This window comes from Streptomyces sp. bgisy159 (genome assembly GCF_057707805.1).
Genome location: NZ_JBYIQX010000027.1, coordinates 37,320 through 59,394 on the forward strand (window position 1 = coordinate 37,320; position 22,075 = coordinate 59,394).

General features: G+C 72.1%; 17 protein-coding genes, 1 tRNA gene and 1 pseudogene. 8 read left to right on the plus strand and 11 right to left on the minus strand.

What is annotated here, in order from left to right; translation table 11 throughout:
- The first annotated feature begins 8 nt into the window (after positions 1 to 8).
- The 6 genes from AC3ET3_RS23940 (at position 9) to AC3ET3_RS23965 (ending at position 5,991) form a co-directional block, all read left to right on the plus strand.
- Positions 9 to 1,013: an ATP-binding cassette domain-containing protein gene (locus AC3ET3_RS23940; protein ID WP_432138457.1), complete on the plus strand. Its 1,005-nt coding sequence runs from the start codon at positions 9 to 11 to the stop codon at positions 1,011 to 1,013.
- Positions 1,010 to 1,804 carry an ABC transporter permease gene (locus AC3ET3_RS23945; RefSeq protein WP_435612850.1) on the plus strand — a complete coding sequence of 265 codons (795 nt, stop codon included), beginning with the start codon at positions 1,010 to 1,012 and terminating at the stop codon, positions 1,802 to 1,804. The genes AC3ET3_RS23940 and AC3ET3_RS23945 overlap by 4 nt, the downstream gene beginning before the upstream one ends.
- A gap of 5 nt (positions 1,805 to 1,809) precedes the next feature.
- On the plus strand, positions 1,810 to 2,613 hold the full coding sequence (locus tag AC3ET3_RS23950; RefSeq protein ID WP_432138459.1) for a thioesterase II family protein: 804 nt from the start codon (positions 1,810 to 1,812) through the stop codon (positions 2,611 to 2,613).
- Position 2,614: 1 nt separating this feature from the next.
- Positions 2,615 to 3,598, plus strand: a complete 984-nt coding sequence (locus AC3ET3_RS23955; protein WP_435612851.1) for an ABC transporter ATP-binding protein — start codon at positions 2,615 to 2,617, stop codon at positions 3,596 to 3,598.
- Positions 3,595 to 4,422, plus strand: coding sequence for an ABC transporter permease (locus AC3ET3_RS23960; protein ID WP_435612852.1), 828 nt, complete (start codon positions 3,595 to 3,597; stop codon positions 4,420 to 4,422). Before AC3ET3_RS23955 ends, AC3ET3_RS23960 begins: the two co-directional genes overlap by 4 nt.
- A gap of 837 nt (positions 4,423 to 5,259) precedes the next feature.
- Positions 5,260 to 5,991: a GNAT family N-acetyltransferase gene (locus tag AC3ET3_RS23965; RefSeq protein WP_432138462.1), complete on the plus strand. Its 732-nt coding sequence runs from the start codon at positions 5,260 to 5,262 to the stop codon at positions 5,989 to 5,991.
- A gap of 69 nt (positions 5,992 to 6,060) precedes the next feature.
- On the opposite strand, the gene AC3ET3_RS23970 is transcribed toward AC3ET3_RS23965, so the two are convergent.
- The 10 genes and pseudogenes from AC3ET3_RS23970 to galU form a co-directional block, all read right to left on the minus strand.
- Positions 6,061 to 6,285, minus strand: a complete 225-nt coding sequence (locus AC3ET3_RS23970; RefSeq protein ID WP_432138463.1) for a hypothetical protein — start codon at positions 6,283 to 6,285, stop codon at positions 6,061 to 6,063.
- A gap of 553 nt (positions 6,286 to 6,838) precedes the next feature.
- Complete coding sequence (locus AC3ET3_RS23975; protein ID WP_435612872.1) at positions 6,839 to 8,044, minus strand: tetratricopeptide repeat protein; 1,206 nt, start codon at positions 8,042 to 8,044, stop codon at positions 6,839 to 6,841.
- 1,044 nt (positions 8,045 to 9,088) lie between these two features.
- A pseudogene (locus AC3ET3_RS23980) lies at positions 9,089 to 9,817 on the minus strand (AfsR/SARP family transcriptional regulator); the annotation flags it as partial.
- Between the two features lie 420 nt (positions 9,818 to 10,237).
- Positions 10,238 to 10,311 (minus strand) — tRNA-Ala (locus AC3ET3_RS23985).
- A 533-nt stretch (positions 10,312 to 10,844) separates the two neighbouring features.
- A complete protein-coding gene (locus AC3ET3_RS23990; RefSeq protein WP_432138464.1) occupies positions 10,845 to 12,212 on the minus strand; it encodes a hypothetical protein in 1,368 nt (455 codons plus the stop codon).
- Positions 12,213 to 12,384: 172 nt separating this feature from the next.
- Positions 12,385 to 13,032 (minus strand): GNAT family N-acetyltransferase, encoded by a 648-nt coding sequence (locus tag AC3ET3_RS23995; protein ID WP_432138465.1) that lies wholly within the window; start codon positions 13,030 to 13,032, stop codon positions 12,385 to 12,387.
- A 17-nt stretch (positions 13,033 to 13,049) separates the two neighbouring features.
- The gene (locus tag AC3ET3_RS24000; protein WP_432138466.1) at positions 13,050 to 13,658 is read right to left on the minus strand and encodes a MogA/MoaB family molybdenum cofactor biosynthesis protein; all 609 of its coding nucleotides are present in this window, start codon (positions 13,656 to 13,658) and stop codon (positions 13,050 to 13,052) included.
- Complete coding sequence (gene moaC / locus AC3ET3_RS24005; protein WP_432138467.1) at positions 13,655 to 14,134, minus strand: cyclic pyranopterin monophosphate synthase MoaC; 480 nt, start codon at positions 14,132 to 14,134, stop codon at positions 13,655 to 13,657. Before moaC ends, AC3ET3_RS24000 begins: the two co-directional genes overlap by 4 nt.
- A gap of 142 nt (positions 14,135 to 14,276) precedes the next feature.
- Entirely contained in the window at positions 14,277 to 15,599 is a 1,323-nt protein-coding gene (gene glp, locus AC3ET3_RS24010) for a molybdotransferase-like divisome protein Glp (protein WP_432138468.1), read from the minus strand.
- 5 nt (positions 15,600 to 15,604) lie between these two features.
- Positions 15,605 to 16,507 carry a UTP--glucose-1-phosphate uridylyltransferase GalU gene (gene galU, locus AC3ET3_RS24015; protein WP_432138469.1) on the minus strand — a complete coding sequence of 301 codons (903 nt, stop codon included), beginning with the start codon at positions 16,505 to 16,507 and terminating at the stop codon, positions 15,605 to 15,607.
- A 127-nt stretch (positions 16,508 to 16,634) separates the two neighbouring features.
- On the opposite strand from galU, the gene AC3ET3_RS24020 reads away from it, so the two are divergent.
- The gene (locus AC3ET3_RS24020) at positions 16,635 to 17,216 is read left to right on the plus strand and encodes a 5-formyltetrahydrofolate cyclo-ligase (protein ID WP_432156395.1); all 582 of its coding nucleotides are present in this window, start codon (positions 16,635 to 16,637) and stop codon (positions 17,214 to 17,216) included.
- Between the two features lie 77 nt (positions 17,217 to 17,293).
- Here the strand turns inward: AC3ET3_RS24020 and AC3ET3_RS24025 are convergent, their stop codons facing one another.
- Positions 17,294 to 20,065 carry a penicillin acylase family protein gene (locus tag AC3ET3_RS24025; protein ID WP_435612853.1) on the minus strand — a complete coding sequence of 924 codons (2,772 nt, stop codon included), beginning with the start codon at positions 20,063 to 20,065 and terminating at the stop codon, positions 17,294 to 17,296.
- A gap of 244 nt (positions 20,066 to 20,309) precedes the next feature.
- Between AC3ET3_RS24025 and AC3ET3_RS24030 the strand changes: the two genes are divergently transcribed.
- Entirely contained in the window at positions 20,310 to 21,836 is a 1,527-nt protein-coding gene (locus tag AC3ET3_RS24030; RefSeq protein WP_432138471.1) for a potassium/proton antiporter, read from the plus strand.
- Positions 21,837 to 22,075 lie beyond the last annotated feature (239 nt).

Here is a 22,075-nt window from a genome sequence, read left to right on the forward strand (position 1 = left end):
AGGACCCCATGACCCACACGACCCCGGCGATACGCGCAACAGACCTGGCCAAGCAGTTCGGTGACACCCGCGCGGTGCGGGGCGTGTCCTTCGAGGTGCCCGAGGGCACGGTCCTCGGCCTGCTGGGACCCAACGGCGCCGGCAAGACCACCACCGTGCGCATGCTGTGCACGCTGGTCAGGCCGGACTCCGGGCAGGCGTTCATCCACGGCTACGACGTGGCACGCCAGTCCCGCGAGGTCCGCAACCTGATCGGCATGACCGGCCAGTACGCGGCCGTCGACGAGGACATCTCCGGCTGGGAGAACCTGTACCTGATCGGCCGGCTCCTCAACATGGGCCGATCCGCCGCCCGTTCGGGAGCCGACTCCATGCTGGAGCGCTTCCGGCTCACCGAGGCCGGCAACCGGCCGGTGAAGACGTACTCCGGCGGAATGCGCCGACGGCTCGATCTCGCCGCGAGTCTGCTGGGCGAGCCGAAGGTGCTGTTCCTCGACGAACCGACCACCGGACTCGACCCGCACAGCCGCAACGAGCTGTGGGACGAGGTCCGTTCCCTGGCCGGCCAGGGCACCAGCGTGCTGCTCACCACCCAGTACATGGAGGAGGCCGAGGCCCTCGCCGACTCCGTCGTGGTGATCGACCGCGGCGAGGTCATCGCCTCCGGCACCGTCGGCGACCTGCGCGAGCGCATCGGCGGCCCGGTGCTCCACCTCACGCCCCGCGACCGCGCCGACCTGCCCGCCGTCCGGCGGGCCCTGGAGGGCGCGGGCCTCGGCCCGCTCGCCGTGGACGACACCGACGGGCTGGTGCGGCTGCCCCTGGACCGGGCGGGCCGCACCGTCACCGAGGCGGTACGCGTCCTCGGCGCGTCCGGCATCGAACTGGCCCGCGTCGACACCCTCACACCCAGCTTCGACGACGTGTTCCTCACCCTCACCGGCAACGCGCCGGTCACCCCTCTCGCCACCGCCGGGCTCCCCGGCGCCGACACCGCCAGGAGCGCCGCATGAGCGTCACCGCCGCCGTCGGCGGCCTGCCCGGCACCCGGCAGGCCGTCGGCCACACCCTGGCCGTCACCCGCCGCAACCTGCGCAAGGTGCTCAGCAGTCCGGGGCAGATCCTGGACGCCACCCTGATGCCGCTGGTCTTCGCCCTGATCTTCGTCTACGTCTTCGGCGGCGCCATCTCCGGCAGCAACGCCGCCTACCGGCAGTACGTGATGCCCGGCATCATGGCGCTGACCACCACCATCGCCTCCCGCACCGCCGGCATCAGCCTCAACGCGGACTTCCACAACGGTGTGATGGACCGGTTCCGGACCCTGCCGATGACCGCGTGGGCGGTGCTCGCCGGGCGGATCGTCGCCGACACCGCGCGGATGCTGGTCAGCCTGCTGGTGGTGTTCGCGTTCGCCGTGCTGATCGGCTTCCGGGTGCACACCGGCCCGCTCCAGGCCGCCGCCGCGATCGGCGTCATCCTGCTGTACGGGGTCGCGCTGGCCTGGCTGCACGCCCTGATCGGCCTGGCGGCGCGCTCCCCGGAGACCGTGCAGAGCGTCGGCATGCTCGCCATGGTGCCGCTGCAGTTCGGCAGTTCCATCTTCGTCGCCCCCGACACCATGCCGGGCTGGCTGGGCGTCCTGGTCGAGCACAACCCGATGAGCTCGGTGGTCGACGCCGCCCGCGCCCTGCTGACCGGCGGCGCCACCGCCACCGACGTCATCGCGGCACTGGCCTGGAGCCTCGCCCTGATCGCCGTCACCGCGCCCCTCGCCGCACACCGTTTCGCCAAGCGGAGCTGACCACCGTGCCCACACCCACCACCTCGCCCGACCCCACCCGCGCCGCCGGTTCCGCCGCCTCCTGGCTGCGGACCCTGCACGCACCGCCGCGACCGGGGACCCGCCTGGTCTGCTTCCCGCACGCGGGCGGCGCGGCCAGCTTCTTCCGCGGCTGGCCCGCCCTGCTGCCCGCGGACACCGAGGTGCTCGCCGTGCGCTACCCCGGCCGCGAGGACCGCATCCTGGAGGAGCCCGTCACCTCCATGGCCGAGCTGGCCGGCCCCGTCGCCGACGCCCTGGCCGCCCTGCCCGCGCTCCCCACCGCGTACTTCGGCCACAGCATGGGCGCCTCCGTGGCCTACGAGACCGCACTGCGCCAGGGCTCCCAGGCCGGGCCCCGGCTGCTCGCGGTGTCCGGCCGGGCCGCCCCGCACCGGCTGCCGGTCTTCGGTTTCGACGACGACGCCGCGCTGCTCGCCGACGTACGCCGCCGCGGCGGCCCGCTGGCCCCCGCGCTGGACGACCCCGACCTGACCGAACTCGTCCTGCCCGCCCTGCGCGCCGACTACGGGCTGCTGCGGCGGTACACGGCCGAGGCGCGCGCCGAACGGCTGGACATCCCCGTCATCGCCTACTACGGCGACGCCGACACCGACGTCCCCGCGGCCGACGTGGTCGCCTGGGCCGACGTCGCCGCCCCCGGCACGTTCACCGCCCGCGCCTTCCCGGGCGACCACTTCTACCTCGTGCCGCACGCCGCCGACCTGGTCGGCGACCTCACCGCGCACCTGGTCCCCCTGTCCCTCCCCCCTGCGCGAAGGAATGCCTGACATGCAGATCTCGGCCCCAGAGGTGGTGGCCCGCCGGCTGACCAAACGGTACGGCCGCAGGACCGCGGTCGACGACCTCACGTTCACCGTCCAGCCCGGAAAGGTCACCGGCTTCCTCGGCCCCAACGGCGCCGGCAAGTCGACCACCATGCGGCTGCTGCTCGGCCTCGACCGGCCCACCGCCGGCAGCGCGCTCATCGGCGGCCGGCCCTACGCCGAACTGCGCGACCCGCTGCGGACCGTCGGCGCACTGCTGGAGGCCCGCGCCTTCCACAAGGGCCGCAGCGCCTACGCCCATCTGCGCTTCCTCGCCCACACCCAGGGGCTGCCCGCCACCCGCGCCGACGAGGTGCTGGAGCGGGTCGGGCTGAGCGAGGTCCGCAAGGCCCGGGCCGGCGGCTTCTCCCTCGGCATGGCCCAGCGGCTGGGCATCGCGGCCGCGCTCATCGGCGACCCGCGCGTCCTGGTGCTGGACGAGCCCGTCAACGGGCTCGACCCCGAAGGCGTGCTGTGGATCCGCAACCTGATGAAGTCCCTGGCCGGCGAAGGCCGTTCGGTCTTCGTCTCCAGCCATCTGATGAACGAGATGGCCGTCACCGCCGACCACCTGATCGTCATCGGCCGGGGCCGGCTGCTCGCCGACTGCCCCGTCGAGGAGTTCATCGAGCGCAACTCCCGCTCCGAGGCCGTCCTGGTCCGCACGCCCGCCGCCGCCCGGCTCACCCCGCTGCTGGCCGCCGCGGGCGGCGCGGTCCGCGCCGAGGGCCCGGATCAGCTCGCGGTGACCGGTCTGGAGGCGGCACGGATCGCCGAACTGGCCGCCGCCGAGGGGATCGTGCTGCACGAACTGACCCGGCAGCGCGCCTCGCTGGAGGAGGCGTTCCTGCGGATGACGGAGACGAGCGTCGAGTACGGCGGCCCCGCGGGGACCGCCGGGGAACCGGCGGCGCCGGTGTCCTCCCTCACCGAAAGGAGCGCGGCATGACCGCGGAAGCCCTCGCCCCCGCCCGGTACCCGACGGCGAAGTCCCCCGGCTTCACCGGTCTGCTGCGGGCGGAGTGGGTGAAGATCAGCTCGGTGCGGTCGACCGGCTGGGTGCTGCTGATGATGCTGGTGGCGTCCGTCGGCGTGGCCGTCGCGGCGTCCGCGGTCACCGCCGCGCAGTGGGACTCGGCGTCGGCCGCCGACCGCGCGAAGGTCGTGGACGACCCCCTGTCGGTGATCTTCAGCGCGTTCGGGGTCGGCGAGCTGATCGTGTGCGTGCTCGGTGTGCTGGTGGTGACCGGCGAGTACTCCAGTGGCACCATCCGGGCCAGCATCCTGGCCGTGCCGCGGCGCAGCCCGCTGCTGGCGGCGAAGGCCGCGGTGTTCGCCCTGGTGACGCTGGCGGCCGGTGAACTGACCTCTTTCGCCTCGTTCTTCGCCGGCGCGGCGCTGCTGCGCGAGCACGCCCCCGTCGCCCTCGGCGATCCGGGCGTCCTGCGCGTGGTCGTCGGCAGCGGTCTCTTCCTCGCCGCGATGAGCCTGTTCGCGCTCGGCGTCGGCGCCCTGGTCCGCCACACGGCGGGCGCCATCGCCGCGGTGATCGGCTTCCTGCTGGTCCTGGCGCCCCTGGCGGGCAGCCTGCCCGGCGCCGCCGGCGAGAAGGCCGCGGCCTTCCTCCCCGCCAACGCCGGCCAGCAGATCGTCTTCACCCACCCCGCCCCGGACAGCGTGCTCACCCCCTGGCAGGGCCTCGGGGTGTGCGCCCTGTGGGGCGCGGCCCTGATCACCGTGGCCGCGCTGCTCCTCCGGCGCCGCGACGTCTGACCCCACGGTCCACCCGCGCCGGCCCGATCCCCCCTCGACCGGCGCGGGTCCTCTCCTCTGTCGGTCCGTCGCTCGTACGGCTCTATCGGCCCGTCGCTCGTACGGCTCCTTCCACGGCTCGCACGCCCCTCGACACGGCTCCTTCCACGGCTCGCACGCCCCTCGACATGGCTCCTCGCACAACCCGCACGCCCCTCGACACGGCTCATCCCACGGCTCGCACGCCCCTCGACATGGCTCCTCGCACAACCCGCACGTCCCTCGACACGGCTCATCCCACAACCCGCACGCCCCTCGGTGGCGACCCGCCCCGGTTGGCGTCGAGGGCCCGGGCCGTCCGCCCGACGGCGCGTCACGACCGGTCTCAGGGTTCGTCTCCCGACGGCAACCGAGCCACGCCCAGGCCGTCGGCCTCACCGCCCGCTCGACCGACCACAGCTCTTCTGCGTTCGCGTCGGCAGGGCCGTGCGAGTCGGTGACCCAGGTCCGCCGACCGGCCGACCGGCCCGACCCGTCCGACCCGTCGGTGTACGCCCCGGTGCGACGTCCGGCCGGAGACCCTTGGCCAAGGCTCACGTCGGCCCGACGCCTCGCCCTCCCCCTCGCACCGCACCGCACCCGCACCCGCACCCGCACCACCACACTCGCAGGCCGTCCCCCCTCCTCCCCCGGCCGCCTGCCGTCACGGGCCGGCGACACCGCTGGCCGGTACCGGTACCGGCCCCGGCTACCGGCCACCCCACCACGGCGGATCGGCAGCCCCCACCCACCGACGGGCCGGCCGCCCGTACCCGCCCTCGGGCGGCGGCCCGCCCCGCCAACCGAGAGGAAGCGCCCATGCTCACCGTCACCCGCCCGCGCGGCGGCGCCGACCTGCTGGCCGCGGCCGACGACCCGTGGACCCGAGAGTGGATCACGCCCGAGTGGACCGGCCCGGCCTGGGCCGTCCAGGGCGCGGTCGCCTACGGCCTCGGAACGCCGGACGAGCCGACCGCGACCGTCACGGTCACCGGCACCGCGGAGGCCGCCACCGAACTCACCGCCCAGGTGCTGAGCACCCTGCCGGAACCGCCGTACGTCCTGACCGTGCCGCGCGGCACCGGCTCACTGCCCGACGGCGAACGAGAGGAGTGGGCGCTGATGACCACGGCCGCCGCCCCGCCCGCGCAGCCCGGCGAGGAAAAGGTCGTCCCGGTTCCGCCCGGTCCCGAGGTGGCCGCTCTGCTGGCGGAGGCGAGCCCCGGTCATCTGGTGCGCCCCGGCGATCCCCAGGTCGCCGTGTGGGCCGGCGTCCCCGGCCCGGACGGCACCCCGGTGTGCGTGGGCGCGCTGCTGACCCGCCCCGGCACCGGCGCGCCGCACCTCGCGTCGATCGCCACCGCCCCCGCTCACCGCGGCCGGGGCCTCGCCGCCGCCGTCACGGCCTGGCTCACCCGCCGGGCCCTGGAACGCGCCCCCGGCTGCAGCCTGGCCCGCCTGGACTCGGCCCGCGCCGCCCACCGCCTCTACGAACGCCTCGGGTACGGCACCGCGCAGCAGTTCACGAGCGTCACCCTCGACGTGTGGTGACACCGCCCGCACACGAACGCGCGCGGGGGCGGCCACCGATGGTGCCGCCCCCGTCGTCCCTCCACGGGCTCATGATTCGGCCGGGTCCTCCAGCAGGTGCTGGATGGCCCGCACCCGCCCGGCGACCTCGGTCATCTCCGAGCGCAGGCTCTGCTGGTCCGCCGCCAGCCGCTCCACGGCCGCGTACCTCCTGCGGTTGTGGCCCGTGGAGAACCAGAACAGGGCCGCCACGACGATCATGGTGCAGCTGAGCATGATCGCGGCGGCGATGACGGCCCCGGCCGTGGCGTCCATAGAAGAGCCCTCCCTGTCCCCCCGTGCGATGTGGTCACTCAGAGGAAGGCTAACGGCACGGACCGTCCCGTCACCATGTGGGAAAACCATAGCCCCGCACCGCATGTCCGAAGTCTTTCCAGGGTGGCCGGGTCCGTTCGCCCAGCCACCCGAAAGCCCGCAGGCCCACGCACGCCGATCCGCCCTTCCGGCCCGCACGCCCACCTCCCGGACGCCACGCCCCGACGGCGTCGCTCCCGGGCGTCTCGCCTCAGCCCCGTCGCCCGGGCGTCTCGCCTCAGCCCCGTCGGACGCACGGCGCGCCTCAGCACCATCGGGCCTGACGGTTCGCCCCGCCTGGTCGGCCCCGGGCGGCCACGGCGGCGGCACATCCACCCGCTCGGCGCGTGGCCGTCACCCCTCGTACGGCGGCAGCAACGCACCCCCGCCCCACCCCTCGTGTCAGTACCCGCGGGGTGGCAGCGCCCCGCCACCCGTCAGTACCCCCGCGACGGAGGCAGCGCCGCCACCACCCCTCAGCACCCACGCGACGGCGGCAGCGCCCCGCCACCCGTCAGTACTCGTGCGGCGACAGCGGGGCCCCCGCCCGCTCGGTGCGTTCCTGCCAGGGCCGGGCGCCGATCCGCTGGAAGATCTCCCGCGCCGCCCGCAGATAGGTCTCGGCGCCGGGCCGGTCCAGGGCGCGCAGGGCCCGCCCGATGGCCAGATTGATCTGCCCCTCCACCAGCGGACTGTCCACCCGGGCGGCGATGTCCAGCGCGTCGGTGAGGGTGTCCAGCGCCTTCTGTCCGTCGCCCGACGCGAGCCGGGTCTCACCGAGGCCGTGCAGGGCGTAGACCAGCCCGACCATGTCGGACTTCTCCTTGACGATGTGCACCACCCGGAGAAACGCTTCCTCGGCGAGCTTGACCTCGTCGGTCGCGAGATACACCCGCGCCAGCCGGTGCATGCTCTGCGCCAGGCCGCGCCCGCCGCCCGCCCCGTCGATCGTCTGCGACAGCCGGACCGCCTCCTGGCCGAGCTCGACCGCCACGTCCGCGCGGCCGAGGTCGAGCTGGATCTGGGCCATGTTGTTCACGACGTGTGCCAGCGAGGACCGGTCGCCCACCGAGCGGAAGATCTCCCGGGCCTCCTCCAGCCGGCGCATGGCCGTGTCCAGGTCGCCCCGCATCCGGTCCCGGATCGCCAGGTTCCGCAGCACCAGGGCCTCGCCGTACGGCTCTCCGCACCGGCGGTGCAGTTCCAGCGCCTCCTCCAGCAGGGCACCGGTCCGTTCGAGGTCGCGCAGCCGAAGTTCGGCGGCGCCGAGGTCGGACAGCATGACGGCCTGCCCGCGCAGGTCTCCGGCCGCCCGCGCGGCCTCCAGCGCCCGCTGGGCGCAGTGCCGCCAGTCCTCCACGTAGTTGCGGGTCTCGAACAGCACCACCATGGACGTCACCAGGTCCCAGGCGGGCTCGGCCAGGCCCAGGTCGGCCGCCTGGTCGATGAGCGCCCGCAGCGACAGCCGCTCCACCTCGAACCACTCCAGCGGCGCCACGAGCAGTTCGTCGGTGAGTTCGTCGCCCAGCGGCCGTCGCGGCGCGGTGCCGTGCAGCACGCTGAAGTCGCCGCCGTACTCCCGACGGTGAGCCTCCTCGGCCAGCGTGAGGTACGTCCGCAGCACACGCTCCCGGGCGGTTCGGCGCTGCTCCTCGTCCTCCTCCTGCGCGGCGCACTCGGCGGCGTACAGCCGCAGCAGGTTCTGCAGCCGGTAGCGCATGTGCCCCGTGGCGTCGAGCCCGACGGGCTCCAGGAACTGGGCGTCGACCAGCTGCTCGATCAGCAGTTCGGCGTCCGGTACCGGGCAGTCCAGCAACGCGGCGGCGGTCCAGGCGGCGAAGTCCGGCGAGGTCAGCAGGCCGAGCCTGCGGTAGAGGCAGGCCGCGTCCCCGGAGAGGTAGCGGTAGCTCAGCTCCAGGCCGACCCGCACCTGCGAATCGCCCTGGCTCAGCTCGTCCAGCCGCCGTTGCTCGTCCCGCAGCCGGGTCACCATGTGCCGTACCGTCCAGTGCGGCCGGGAGGCCAGCCGGGCGGCCGCGATACGCAGCGCCAGCGGCAGCCCGTCGCACAGGTGGGCGAGGGCCGCCGCGTCCGCCGGACCGGCGGCGATCCGCGACTCGCCGGCGATCGCGGCGAGCAGCCCGACCGCCTCCCGCTCGGCCAGCAGCCGCAGCTGGATCCGCGCCTGCGGCGGCCAGGTGACCAGGTCCTCCAGCGTCTCCCTGCTCGTGACGACCACACAGCACTCGCCGACACCCGGCAGCAGGTCGCGCACCTGCGCGTAGTGACGGACGTTGTCCAGGACGACCAGCATGCGGCGTCCGGCGAGCAGCGACCGGTACAGCGCGATCCGCTCCTCGTGCGCCGTCGGCACGTGGTCCGCGGCCACGCCCAGCGAGCGCAGGAAGCGCCCGAGCACGTCCCCGGCCTCGGTGGGTGTGTGCAGGCCGTCGTAGCCGCGCATGTCCGCGTACAGGCTGCCGTCCGGGAAGTGCTCGTGGACCCGGTGGCCCCAGTGGACCGCGATCCCCGTCTTCCCCACTCCGGCCACCCCGGTGATCAGCCCCACCCGGGGCCCCGGCGCGTTCCCTGGCTCCGTCAGCAGCGCGTCCAGATCGGCGAGTTCGGCCTCCCGGCCGATGAAGCCCGGTATGCCGGGCGGAAGTTCGGAGGGCACCGGGCCGGGACGGCCCGAGGCTCCGGCGGCCTGGCCGACCGGGCTGTCGGGCGCGGCGAGCGAGGGATCGTCGTTGAGGATCGCGTCGTGCAGGCTCTGCACATCGGGGCCGGGCTCCAGCCCCAGCTCCTCGACGAACTGCTTGCGCGCCGCCCGGAACGCGTCCATCGCCTCCGCACGCCGCCCGGCCCGGTACAGCGCCAGCATGAGATGCCCCAACGTCCGCTCCCGCAGCGGGTGTTCCCGTACGACGGCGGACAGTTCCGGGATGATCTCCTGGTGGTGGTCGAGCGCCAGGTGCACGGCGCTGGCATCGTCGAAGGCATTGAGCCGGCGCTCCTCCAGCCGGGACGCCTCGTCCTCGACCGGACGCCCCATCACCCCGCTGAGCGCGGGACCGCGCCACAATCCGAGGGCCTGCGCATAGTGCTGCGCCGCCTCGGGCAGCCGGTTCTCGGCCACGGCCTGCTCGGCCCGGCTCACCAGACCGGTGAAGACCAGCCAGTCGATCTCGTGCCGCGACGCGTCCAGCAGATAGCCCGGATGCTGGGTGACGATCACGTCGTCCGCCACGCCGGCACCCTTGAACGCCTTGCGCAGCGCGGCCACGCAGATCGCGACCTGGGTGCGGGCCGTGGAAGGGGGCCTGCCGTTCCACACGACGTCGATGAGAGTGTCCACCGGCACGACGCGCCCCGGGTTGATGACGAGCAGCGCCAGAATGGCCCGCTGCCGCGCGCCGCCCACCGACACCGGCACCCCGTCGGCCTCGACCGCTAAGGGGCCGAGCACGGTGAATCGGAGATCTGCCCCCATGTGCGCCCCCCAGCACAGTCATCATCATCCGACAAGGATCATGCTGCATGTTTCCGCCGAGCGCCAGGCATCGCAAGCCAAATCCCGGTCAGGAAAAATCGAAATATTTCCTTCCATTTGCGCCCATACAGCGGCGGTCGCACAGGCCGCCACCCACCGCGCCAACTGGCCCGCGGGACCCGGCCGTCACCCTCACCCGGCCCTCGACCTCACCCGGCCGGAACAGCGCCGAAACTACCGCGCCAACCTGTGAGCCCCAGCCCCCAGCCGCCAGGCTCCAGGCTCCAACACGGACAACTGCCGCTGCCGGGCGCCGACCAGAAGCCGCGCGACCTCCGAAACGACGAGATCCCGTTCAGTTCGATGAACTGAACGGGATCTCCCGAACCACTCCCGACCGAAGCCGGAACGGTCATTGCGTGGACCTGAGGGGATTTGAACCCCTGGCCCCCTCGATGCGAACGAGGTGCGCTACCGGACTGCGCCACAGGCCCTTGCAACGAGTGAAACTCTAGCACCCCCATCGGCCTGCTCAAAAATCCGTTCCGGGGGGTGGAGGCGGGGGCGTCGGAGGCCGTCGGAGGGCCTCGGTGAGCCTCAAGGGCGTGAGGGCGTGGGCGCGCGGGCGAGGCCGGGGTGGGGCGCATGGCGGGGTGAGGCGGGGTTAGGGCAGGTGGGAGTGGGGTGCCCTAGACGGGGCTGGCGGAACGGGGAACGGATTGCGAGGGGCGGGGGCTCACAAGGGAGGTGGCGGAGGCGCGCAAGGGAGTGGGCGCGCAAGGGAGTGGGCGTGCAAGGGAGTGGGCGTGCAAGGGAGTGGGCGGGGGCGGTGTGTGTGGAAGAGGGGCGCAGCCGACGCGGACAGGGCGTGCAGGGAGAGGAAGCGCGGGTGCACGTCGGGCGGAAGGACCGCGACACAGGCAAGGCTGCAGGGGGCGGGCACGGCGTGGGCGTGGGGGGCCCGGCACGCGCCGACGCGCACGAGGAGCCGGGCGCGGGCCGGCGCGCGCCCCCGCCCCGGCCCGTTTCACTCGTTGGCGGCCTTGGGCCGGTCACCGTCCTCGTACTGGTCGAACAGCGGCGTACGCACCCGCTCCCGGGACCGCCGAGCGGACGCGGCCCGTCGCGCGTCACTGCGCTCGCCTCCGTCCGCCTCCTCCTCCGCGGGAGCGGCGCTCTCGCCCATCTCGGCGCCGGTCTCGCGCTCCTCGCGCTCCTCGTGCTCCTCGTACGCCGGCGTGACCGCGCTCGAACGCGCCGAACTCCAGGTGTCGGGTGCCCCAAGATCCACATCCGCCGTGGCCCGCGGCGCGACCGGCGCGGTGACGTACGTCGGCAGCGGAACCGGCACGGGCTCCCAGCTCTCCCCCGGCCCCGGCCGTCGCCGCTCACGCTGCTGGTCCACCCACTCGGCGTGGTCCGTCTGCTCGACCAGCGCACGCCGGTCGGCGGCGCGCGCGAGCAGTCCAGGGTCGGTCTCCGGCTCGGGCGCCTGATCAGGCTCCTCTGCGCCGGGTTCCGCCTCGGAGTCGAGGGGCACGGACGCGGACGCGCGCCGGCGCGGGTGGCGCTCGCGCTCCTTCAGTCGTTGTGCGGCCGCCTCGGCGCGCTGCCGGTCCATCTGAAACGCGAAGCGCCGACGCTCCTGGGAGCGCAGATACGCGATGTACGCGCTGAGCAGGACGGCGGGCACACCGGGCGCCCACAGGAACGCGAGCCCCCCGACGGCGGCGACGATCGCACCCAGCGTGAATGCGAGGAACAGCATCACCGTCGTGCGCCGGCGGCGCGCGAGAACCTTCATGCGCCGTGCGCGCGCGGCAGCCGCCTGCGCGGCCGGCCCGGTGGGCGCGGCAGGGCGGGCCGTGCGCCGGGCTCCGGGCATCCGCTTACGCGCCGATGCGGGCTCCGCGGCGCGCGCGGGCTCGCGCCGCGACGACACGCCGGCACTTCCCTCGCGGCCCGGCACGTGACCGGCTTCCCGCGCGGTCGCCCCACCGGCCGTACGCGCGGGATGGTCCGCGTGACCGGCCTGGCCACGCGGCTCATGCGCGGACTCACGCCCCGGTTCCAGGCCCTGGCCGTGCTCCCGCTCGTGGAGCGCCACGTACACCTGGGGGCGCGTGGGAGGCATGGCGAAGGCCCGGACGTCCACCGCGTCGGTGACGGCGTCCGGGTCGACATCCGGCTCCGCCTCGTCGGCGGAGCGCGCCCGCAGGTCCTTGGCGTACCGGCGCTCCATCCCCGCCCGTCCGGACAGCAACCGGATGGCTGTGCTGAAGCGTTCCGTCGGACGGGCCTCGTTCAGCTCGTCCTGCCTACGGAGCCACATCGGCACCAAGTAGGCGGCCCAGGCCCCGACAATGACTGCGTAGATGAGGCCGCTGCTGCTCACGCCTCACACCGTAGAGGGGTTTGCGCGAGGCCATCCGCCAATTGGGCCGGTGTGTCGCACGATCTGGCTGATATTTCGAGCTTTTTTTGTGATCGATGCGATCACCAGGCCGCCACGGAGGGGAATTCAATGCCCGCAGCTGGTCACGCGGCGATCAATTTCGAACATTTATTCAATTTCCGGGGGTGGTCCGATTCCCCGGCGCGTCCTCGTGGTCGCGGGGCGCGCGCTGGGCTCGTGAGCGCCGCCAGCGGGTCAGCAGTCCCTCGGGCACTTCCTCTGCGGTGAGTGCGTAGACGAGGTGGTCCCGCCAGGCTCCGTCGATGTGGAGATAACGGGGCCGCAGCCCCTCGTCCCGGAATCCAAGTTTCTCCACCACGCGGCGGCTGGGCCCGTTCTCGGGGCGAATGCAGACCTCGACGCGGTGCAGTCCGACACCGCGGAAACAGTGGTCGACCACCAGCGCCACGGCCGTCGGCATCACCCCGCGGCCGGCGACCGCCTCGTCGACCCAGTAGCCGATGTGCCCGGAGCACATCGAGCCCCAGGTGATCCCGGCCACCGTCAGCTGCCCGACGAGCCGCCCCTCGTACTCGATGACGAAGGGCAGCATCCGGCCCGCGCCCGCCTCCGACCTCAGGTGCCGGACCATCTGGCGGTAGGTCGGCCGGTGCGCGATGGGTCCGCTCGGAGCGGGCGGCGGGATGGTCGCCTCCCAGGGGCGCAGCCAGTCCCGGTTGCGCCGGTTCACCTCACGCCACGCGCGCTGGTCGCGCAGCTTTATCGGCCGCAGGACGACATCGCCCTCCACCAGTCGCACGGGCCAGGATGGACTGTTCAGCGCGCACCCCCCGGAGTTCCCGCCCCGCCCTGAGCAGCGCTGGGGGAACGTCTGGAACCGTCGTCACCGGTCGGCGCCGCCTGAGCGTCGGGCCGGGGATGGTCACCCCCTCGGATCTGCTCGACGGCGTGGACCAGCAGGTGTTCCAGGACGGCCAGCCCGTCCTTCACCCCGCCCGAGGAGCCGGGCAGGTTGACGATCAGTGTCCGCTGCGCCACTCCGGCCAGGCCCCGCGAGAGCGCCGCGGTCGGCACCTTCTCCCGGCCGAACGCGCGGATGGCCTCCGGGATGCCCGGCACCTCGTGGTCGAGCACCGCGCGGGTGGCCTCGGGAGTACGGTCGGTGGGCGAGACACCGGTTCCACCGGTCGTGACGATCACGTCGTACCCGGCGGCCACACCGGCACGCAGGGCGGTTTCCACCGGAGCCCCGTCGGGGACCACCCGCGGTCCGTCGACGGTGAAGCCGAAACGCTGGAGCCCCTCGGCGACCAAGGGGCCGCCCTTGTCCTCGTACACGCCTGCGGCGGCGCGGTTGGAGGCGGTCACCACCAGCGCGCGATACGGCGCGCGCCGCGCGTCACCGGCGGACGGCGCGCCGCTCACGACCGGCTCCAGTCGCCCGACTTTCCGCCCGTCTTCTCCTCCACGCGCACGTCCGTGATGACCGCTCCCTTGTCGACCGCCTTGACCATGTCGATCACGGTGAGTGCGGCGACGGAGACTGCGGTGAGCGCTTCCATCTCGACACCGGTACGGTCCGTCGTCCTCACTGTCGCGACGATCTCCACGGCGTCGTCCGCGACCGACAAGTCCAGTTTCACACCGGAGAGCGCCAGGGGATGACACAACGGGATCAGGTCCGGGGTGCGCTTGGCACCCATGATGCCCGCGATGCGCGCGGTGGCCAGCGCGTCACCCTTGGGCACGCCTTCTCCGCGCAGCAGCTCGACCACGCGGGGCGAGACGACAACCCGCCCGCTGGCGCGCGCCGTGCGCGCCGTCACGTCCTTGCCGGAGACGTCGACCATGCGGGCGGCCCCCGCCTCGTCGATGTGCGTCAGTCGGTCCTGCGTACTCATGCTCGTTCGGCGCTCCCGGTCCGGGCCCGTCCGCGGTGCGGCGCGCGGGCCTGCTGTGCGCGACACGCTACCCCCACGACCGGGCGCTCAGACGTCCAGGACCGGAGTGCGGGCGGGCGCGGAGGCGGGTTCGCGCGCCGGTTCAGCCGAGCAGGACGACCTCGACCTCGGCGCCCGGCTCGACGGTCTCGGCGTCCTCGGGGACGACGATCAGTGCGTCGGCGTGCGCGAGGGCGGCGACCAGATGGGATCCGGCACCGCCGACCGGACGGACCGTGCCGTGGGCGTAGGTGCCGCGCAGGAACTGCCGCCGTCCCTTCGGGGAGGCAAGAGCCCGGTCCGCGGCCAGCTTCGCACGCGTGGTGGGCCGGTGGACATCAGCGAGGCCCATCAGGGCACGGATGGCCGGTCGGGCGAACAACTCGAAGGACACGTACGACGACACCGGGTTGCCGGGCAGAGCCAGCAGCGGGATGTGCTCCGGACCGATGGACCCGAACCCCTGCGGCTTGCCCGGCTGCATGGCGAGCTTGCGGAACTCGATGCCGCTGCCCGCCTCGTCCTCGTCCCCGACGTGGGACAGCGCTTCCTTGACGACGTCGTACGCCCCGACGCTGACACCGCCCGTGGTGACCAAGAGGTCGGCACGGACGAGCTGGTCCTCGATGGTCGAGCGGAGCGTCTCCGCGTCGTCGGTGACCGCGCCCACCCGGTAGGCGATGGCGCCCGCGTCACGGGCCGCCGCAGTGAGGGCGAAACTGTTGGAGTCGTAGATCTGACCGTTGCCGAGGTCCTCGCCGGGCTGGACGAGTTCGCTGCCGGTGGACACGATGACCACGCGCGGGCGCGGGCGCACCCGGACGGTGCCCCGGCCGATCGCGGCCAGGAGAGCGATCTGCGGAGGGCCCAGAACGGTGCCGGCCTCCAGGGCCCGGTCGCCGGCCTTCACGTCGCTGCCCTGCGCGCGCACGTGCGCGCGTGCCTCGGCCGACCGGTACACGCGTACATGCCCGGTGGCGCCCTCGGGGGCGAGGCTGCGCGCACGCATACCGCCGACCGGGCCCTCGCCGAGCCCGCCGTCGGTCCACTCCACGGGGACGACGGTCTCGGCTCCCGGCGGCAGCGGGGCGCCGGTCATGATCCGGGCGGCCTGCCCGGGGCCCACGTGGAGCAGTTCGGCCTGGCCGGCCGCGACGTCCCCGACGACCTCCAGGACCGCGGGGAACTCCTCACCGGCACCCGCCACGTCCGCGACCCGCACCGCGTACCCGTCCATGGAGCTGTTGTCGAACGGCGGCAGCGAGACCGGCACCGTGACCTCCTCGACCAGAACACAGCCCTGGGCGTCGAGCAGTTGCAGCTCGATCGGTTCCAGGGGGCGGACGGTGGCGAGGATGTCGTCCAGGTGCTCGTCGACCGACCACAGGTGGTCCTGGCCGGTGGAGCGGGGCGCGGCGGTGCTCAACGTGGTTACAACTCCTCGGTGACGTAACTGCGAAGCCAGGATCGGAAGTCCGGACCCAGATCTTCACGTTCGCACGCGAGTCTGACAATGGCCCGCAGGTAGTCGCCGCGGTCGCCGGTGTCATAGCGGCGGCCCTTGAAGACGACTCCGTGGACGGGGCCGCCGACCTTCTCGTCCTGGGCGAGTTGCTGCAGGGCGTCGGTGAGCTGGATCTCGCCGCCGCGTCCCGGCTCGGTCTTGCGCAGGACGTCGAAGATGCTCGCGTCGAGGACGTACCGGCCGATGATGGCGTAGCTGGAAGGGGCGTCAGCCTGGTCGGGCTTCTCCACCAGCCCGGTCACCTTGACGACGTCGCCGTCGGTGGTGGCCTCCACCGCCGCGCACCCATAGAGGTGAATCTGCTCGGGCGCCACCTCCATCAACGCGACGACACTGCCGCCGCGCTGTTCCTGCACCTCGATCATCCGCTTGAGCAGCGGATCGCGCGGGTCGATCAGGTCGTCACCCAGCAGGACGGCGAACGGGTCCTGCCCGACGTGCGGCGCGGCGCAGAGCACGGCGTGCCCGAGACCCCGGGGGTCGCCCTGCCGCACGTAGTGCATGGTCGCGAGGTCGCTGGACTCCTGGACCTTCGCGAGCCGATTGGCGTCGCCCTTCTTCTCCAGAGCCGACTCAAGCTCGTAATTGCGGTCGAAATGGTCCTCCAGGGGGCGCTTGTTGCGGCCCGTGACCATGAGAACGTCATCGAGACCTGCGGAGACGGCCTCCTCGACCACGTACTGGATCGCCGGCTTGTCCACGACCGGCAGCATCTCCTTGGGAGTGGCCTTGGTGGCCGGCAGGAACCGGGTGCCGAGCCCGGCTGCGGGGATGACAGCCTTGGTGATCCTGGGGTGCGACTGAGTCATGCCCGTCACCATATCGGCTGCCTTTGAGAGGAATCTGCCGCCCCGGTCAATAGGTGTTCATATGAACGAATTCGAACAGAACGGGAGCGTCATGCACGCCAAAGGCACCGCCGAGTCTGACAAGCGTATGTTGCGCCGAGAGCTCATCACGGTGAGGAACACATTGACGTCGGATGACGTACGGGAAGCCGCCGCGTCCCTTGCCCGGCGCGCCCTGGAGCTGCCCGAGCTGGCGCGGGCGCGCACGGTGGCGGCGTACGTCTCCGTGGGGAGCGAACCCGGCACCCTCACACTGCTCGACGCGCTGCGCGCGCGGGGCGTACGCGTCCTGCTGCCCGCGCTGCTGCCCGACAACGACCTGGACTGGGGGGCGTACGCCGGCGAGGGGTCACTCGCGCGGGTGCAGCACGGGGGCGGGATGGCGCTCTTCGAACCGACCGGCGCGCGGCTCGGACCGGGCGCCGTGACGCAAGCCGACGTGGTGCTGCTGCCGGGGCTCGCCGTCGACGCGCACGGTATGCGGCTGGGGCGTGGTGGCGGCTCGTACGACCGTGTGCTCTCGCGTCTTGAGCACGCGGGAGCACACCCCGCCCTGGTGGTGCTCCTGTACGACGCGGAAATCGTGGATCGTGTTCCGGCCGAGGCGCACGACCGGCCGGTGCACGCCGTGGTGACGCCCTCCGCGGTGCGCCGCTTCGGGCGCGGCTGACGGACGAGCGAGCCGGACGGCTCGAGGGGGCTTCCACGGGCACGTGGAAGCCCCCTCGCGCTAGTGGTCCGGCCGGCTCACGGCTTCAGGACGAGCTTGTCGCCGGTGTCCTCGTCGACGGCCTTCCGGGAGAAGGACCAGTCGAGGAGTTCGCCCTTGGCCCACTTGCCCGTCTGGTCGGTGTAGTGGGCGCTGAAGGCATGCCCCGAGGCACCGGTGAGGTTGATCCACTTGGACTTGTCGAAGTCGTCGAGGTTGATCACCATCCGCATCGAGGGGACCCAGACGACCTCGTAGCCACCGGCGGCGTTCCAGCCGGTGGCGTCGACCGCCGCCTCGCCACCGCTGAGCTTCCACGGCCCGCGGTTGAGGATGTACTGCAGGAAGCCGGGTCCGCTGGTGCCGAGCGTCTGGTTCTTCAGGAACAGGCGGTGCAGGCGTCCCCAGCTCCAGGTGTCGATGTCCTTGCCGAGCTTGGCGGTCAGCTCCCACCGGGCGTCGATCATGGCTCGCTCGAACAGCTGGTCACGGTTGGTCGCGCCGGGACGGGTGCCCGACTTGGGCGTCGTCCACCACGGGCTGTCCGGCTTCTCCATGAGGGTGCGGACGACCTCGAACCAGCGGTCGCCACCGTCCGGCTGGGCCTGGTCCGCGTCGCGTTCGCCGCACTCGCGCACCTTGCGGGTGTCGTCGACCGGGCCGGTGGTGTTGACCGGGTCGACCCACAGGCACTGGCCCTCGACGCGCAGTTCCTTGGGCAGCTTGTGGCCGAAAGCGAGCTTGAGGATGTTGCGCCAGACCGCGTTGAAGTAGGCGGCGGCCGCGGAGTCGGCGTCCTGCGTGTAGTCCCAGCCCTGGAGCAGCTTCTGGGCGTCGCGCACGTCCGGGTCGTCGAGGTCGATGTCCAGCAGCTTGGGCACGAGCAGCTTGGCCATTTCGCTGCTGTTGTCCAGCTGCATCTGGCGCATGTCGTCGGTCGAGACCTTGCCGCCGCCCTTGATCTTCTGCTTGATGAGGTCGGTGATCCGCTGGCTGCGGGCGCCGTACCCCCAGTCCGTGGTGAGGGTGTAGGGGTACTTGTCCTTGTCGACGACGGCCTGGTTGGCGGTCACGATGTAGCCGCGCTCCGGGTCGTACTCGTAGGGCAGCTCGTCGAACTTGATGTAGCCGGTCCACTTGTACTTGCGGTCCCAGCCCGGGGCCGGGATCGAGCCGTCGTGGCCCTTCGCGCGCGTGGGGATCTTGCCCGGCAGGGTGTAGCCGATGTGGTTGTCGGTGTCCGCGTAGACCAGGTTCTGCGAGGGGACGTCGAACAGCTTGGCCGCCCCGCGGAAGTCCTCCCAGTCGGTCGCCTTGTCCATCACGAAGACGGCGTCCATGGTGGTGCCCGGCTGGAGGGCGGTCCAGCGCAGGGCGACACCGTAGCCGTCGCCGCGGTCGGGGGCGGCCGTGTCGACGCCGGCCCGCTTGCCGACGTCCACGAGTTCGTCGCTGCGGTCGGAGAGCAGGGGCATCCCGTCCTCGGTCTGCCGGACGACGATCTTCTTCGACGCCCCGCCGGCAACCCGGATCGTCTCCTCGCGGGTGGTGAACGGCCGCACCTTGCCGTCGTACAGGTAGCCGTCGCCGGTGAGCTTCTCCAGGTAGAGGTCGGTGACGTCGACACCGGAGTTGGTCATGCCCCAGGAGATCTTCTGGTTGTGACCGATGATCACACCGGGCACGCCGGCGAAGGTGTAGCCGGCGACGTCGAACTGGCACTTGCCGGTGAGGCTGCGGCAGTGCAGGCCCATCTGGTACCAGACGGAGGGCAGCGCGGGCGACAGGTGAGGGTCGTTGGCCAGTAGCGGCTTCCCGGTGATGGTGTGCTGCCCCCCGACGACCCATGAGTTGGAGCCGATGCCGTTACCGTTCACGCCGACGGCGGTGGGCAGGTCGTCCAGGACGTCGTAAAGGCCCCCGAGCTGGCTCTGGAGGGCCGACCCCTCGGTCTCCGTGGACAGAGCCGTGCCGCTCGTCCCGGACCCCGTGGCGGAGCCCTCGGAGTCGCCCGCCCCGCTGCCCTGCTCGTAGGTCTCGGTCAGCTCGTCGTACTGGCCCTCCTGCACGATCGCCTGGTTACGGCTGTACGGGTACTTCGGGTACAGGTCGGCGATCTGCTGGGGGCCGAGACGGCTGGTCATCAGCGCGCGGTCGATCTCGTCCTGCATGTTGCCGCGCAGGTCCCAGGCCATCGCCTTGAGCCACGAGACCGAGTCGACGGGGGTCCACTGGGCCGGCTTGTAGTCGTTGCTGAAGCCGAGCGCCGCGTACTCCAGCGAGATCTCCTCGCCGTCCTTGCCGTCGAGGTAGGCGTTGACTCCCTTGGCGTACGCCTGGAGGTATTTCTTGGTGGAGGCCGACAGGACCTTGTCGTACTCCTCCTTGGCGATCCGGTCCCAGCCCAGGGTGCGCAGGAACTCGTCGTTGTCGATCTGGCTCTTGCCGAACATCTCCGACAGGCGCCCGGACGTCAGGTGCCGGCGCACGTCCATCTCGTAGAACCGGTCCTGCGCCTGGACGTAGCCCTGCGCCATGAACAGGTCCTCGTCCGAGGAGGCGTAGATCTGCGGGATGCCGTGGCCGTCCCGCTTCACGTCGACAGGTCCGGACAGGCCCTGCAGCGTGATCGACCCGGTCGTCTGCGGGAAGGAGGCGCGGACGGTGCTGACGGACCAGTAGGCGCCGAAGGCGATACCGCCGATGAGGGCCAGCACCAGTACGAGCACGAAAAGACGGGCTTTGCGCCCCTTTTTCCTGCCTGACTTGCCGGGCTTGTCACCCGTTGTGGCGGTGGTGTTGGGGGGCATCGCTGTCCTTGCTGTCCTAACGCGAGCGGCAAAGCGGGCTGTCCTTTTGAATGAGCGCTGGAGCAACCATAGGCGCAGGGCCCGGCGCCACTTGACTCGGAGTGGGGAACCAGCACGCAAGGACGTTCGATCCTGCCCGGACCAGCGTCAAGAAAACGTCAAGAGTTAGGTAAGGTAACGAAGTAGTTATCCGGGGCGCACGGCTGTCGCGCCCGGTGTATGTGTGCGCCCTCGCGCAAGGCGCGTGCGCCAGGGAAGGGAACCGCCGCTGACTGTTCACCACCTCAACCAGCTCCTCCTCGTCTGCTCGCTCGTCCTGCTCGTCGCCGTGGCAGCGGTCCGGATCTCCTCGCGCAGCGGACTCCCCAGCCTGCTCGTGTACCTGGGCATCGGCGTGCTCATGGGCCAGGACGGCATCGGTGACATCCACTTCGACAACGCCGAACTCACTCAGGTCATCGGCTACGCGGCGCTCGTCGTGATCCTGGCCGAGGGCGGTCTCGGCACGAAGTGGAAAGAGATCAGACCCGTCCTGCCGGCCGCCTCCACCCTGGCGTTGGCGGGGGTCGCGGTGAGCGTCGGCATCACGGCGACGGCGGCGCATCACCTGGTCGGGCTGGAGTGGCGGCAGGCGCTCATCGTGGGCGCGGTGGTGTCGTCGACGGACGCGGCCGCGGTCTTCTCCGTACTCCGCAAGATTCCCCTTCCCGCGCGCGTGACGGGCACGCTGGAGGCGGAGTCCGGCTTCAACGACGCCCCGGTGGTCATCCTGGTCGTCGCCTTCTCCGCGGCCGGCCCCGTCGAGCACTGGTACGCGCTGCTGGGCGAGATAGCCCTGGAACTGGTCATCGGCGCGGCCGTCGGGCTCGCCATCGGCTGGGCGGGCTCCTGGGGGCTGCGGCACGTCGCACTGCCCGCCTCCGGTCTGTATCCCATCGCCGTCATGGCCATCGCGATCACGGCGTACGCGGCGGGCGCGCTGGCACACGGCAGCGGCTTCCTCGCCGTCTACCTCGCCTCGATGGTCATGGGGAACGCGAAGCTGCCGCACTGGCCCGCCACGCGCGGGTTCGCCGACGGGCTCGGCTGGATCGCCCAGATCGGCATGTTCGTCCTGCTGGGCCTCCTGGTCACTCCGCACGAACTGTTCGGGGACGTGTGGTCGGCCCTCGTCATCGGCCTGGTACTGACGATGGTGGCGCGCCCCTTGAGCGTGCTGCTGTGCCTGGTGCCCTTCCGGGTGGCCTGGCGGGAGCAGGCACTGATGTCCTGGGCCGGCCTGCGCGGCGCCGTACCGATCATCCTGGCGACGATCCCCATGGTGAACGGGGTCGAGGGCAGCCGCCGCCTCTTCAACATCGTCTTCATCCTGGTCGTGGTCTACACGCTCGTCCAGGGCCCCACACTGCCCTGGCTCGCACGGACCCTGCGCCTGGGCGACGACTCCGAGGCCACCGATCTCGGCATCGAGTCGGCGCCCCTGGAGCGCCTGCGCGGACATCTGCTGTCCGTCGCGATCCCCGAGGACTCGAAGATGCACGGCGTCGAGGTCAACGAGCTCCGGCTGCCGACCGGCGCCGCGGTCACCCTGGTCGTACGGGACGGGACATCGTTCGTCCCGCTGCCCAGTACGGTGCTGCGCCGCAACGACGAACTGCTCGTCGTCACCACCGACCCGGTGCGGGACGCCACCGAGCGGCGGCTGCGCGCCGTCGCACGCGGGGGCAAGCTGGCCGGCTGGCTCGGCACAGGAGGCGAGGCCGCACGTTAAGTGCGCGTTTCGCACCGTTCACGCCCTGGACAATCACAGGCAGACGTCGTCGTGGTGCTCGTTTTCACAGGCATGACCAACAGTGATCCCTGTACCATGAAGGCGCACCTTGATCGAACCAACTCTGCCTGACGCAGAGCTGGCGCGACCGTATGGCGGCCGGAAAGCTCCCCACAAGGGACGCCGGTATCTACCGCAGTGCGCGCAAGAGGACAGCTCTCGGCGCCCCCGCACAGGCG

Bases quoted from the DNA above. Each gene is read 5' to 3' on its own strand.
- galU (WP_432138469.1), bottom strand. From the start codon at position 16,507: ATGACTCAGTCGCACCCCAGGATCACCAAGGCTGTCATCCCCGCAGCC.
- AC3ET3_RS24020 (WP_432156395.1), top strand. From the start codon at position 16,635: ATGTTGCGCCGAGAGCTCATCACGGTGAGGAACACATTGACGTCGGAT.
- AC3ET3_RS23970 (WP_432138463.1), bottom strand. From the start codon at position 6,285: ATGGACGCCACGGCCGGGGCCGTCATCGCCGCCGCGATCATGCTCAGC.
- moaC (WP_432138467.1), bottom strand. From the start codon at position 14,134: ATGAGTACGCAGGACCGACTGACGCACATCGACGAGGCGGGGGCCGCC.
- AC3ET3_RS23945 (WP_435612850.1), top strand. From the start codon at position 1,010: ATGAGCGTCACCGCCGCCGTCGGCGGCCTGCCCGGCACCCGGCAGGCC.
- AC3ET3_RS24025 (WP_435612853.1), bottom strand. From the start codon at position 20,065: ATGCCCCCCAACACCACCGCCACAACGGGTGACAAGCCCGGCAAGTCA.
- AC3ET3_RS23955 (WP_435612851.1), top strand. From the start codon at position 2,615: ATGCAGATCTCGGCCCCAGAGGTGGTGGCCCGCCGGCTGACCAAACGG.
- AC3ET3_RS23975 (WP_435612872.1), bottom strand. From the start codon at position 8,044: ATGCGCTACCGGCTGCAGAACCTGCTGCGGCTGTACGCCGCCGAGTGC.
- AC3ET3_RS23940 (WP_432138457.1), top strand. From the start codon at position 9: ATGACCCACACGACCCCGGCGATACGCGCAACAGACCTGGCCAAGCAG.
- AC3ET3_RS23960 (WP_435612852.1), top strand. From the start codon at position 3,595: ATGACCGCGGAAGCCCTCGCCCCCGCCCGGTACCCGACGGCGAAGTCC.
- AC3ET3_RS23965 (WP_432138462.1), top strand. From the start codon at position 5,260: ATGCTCACCGTCACCCGCCCGCGCGGCGGCGCCGACCTGCTGGCCGCG.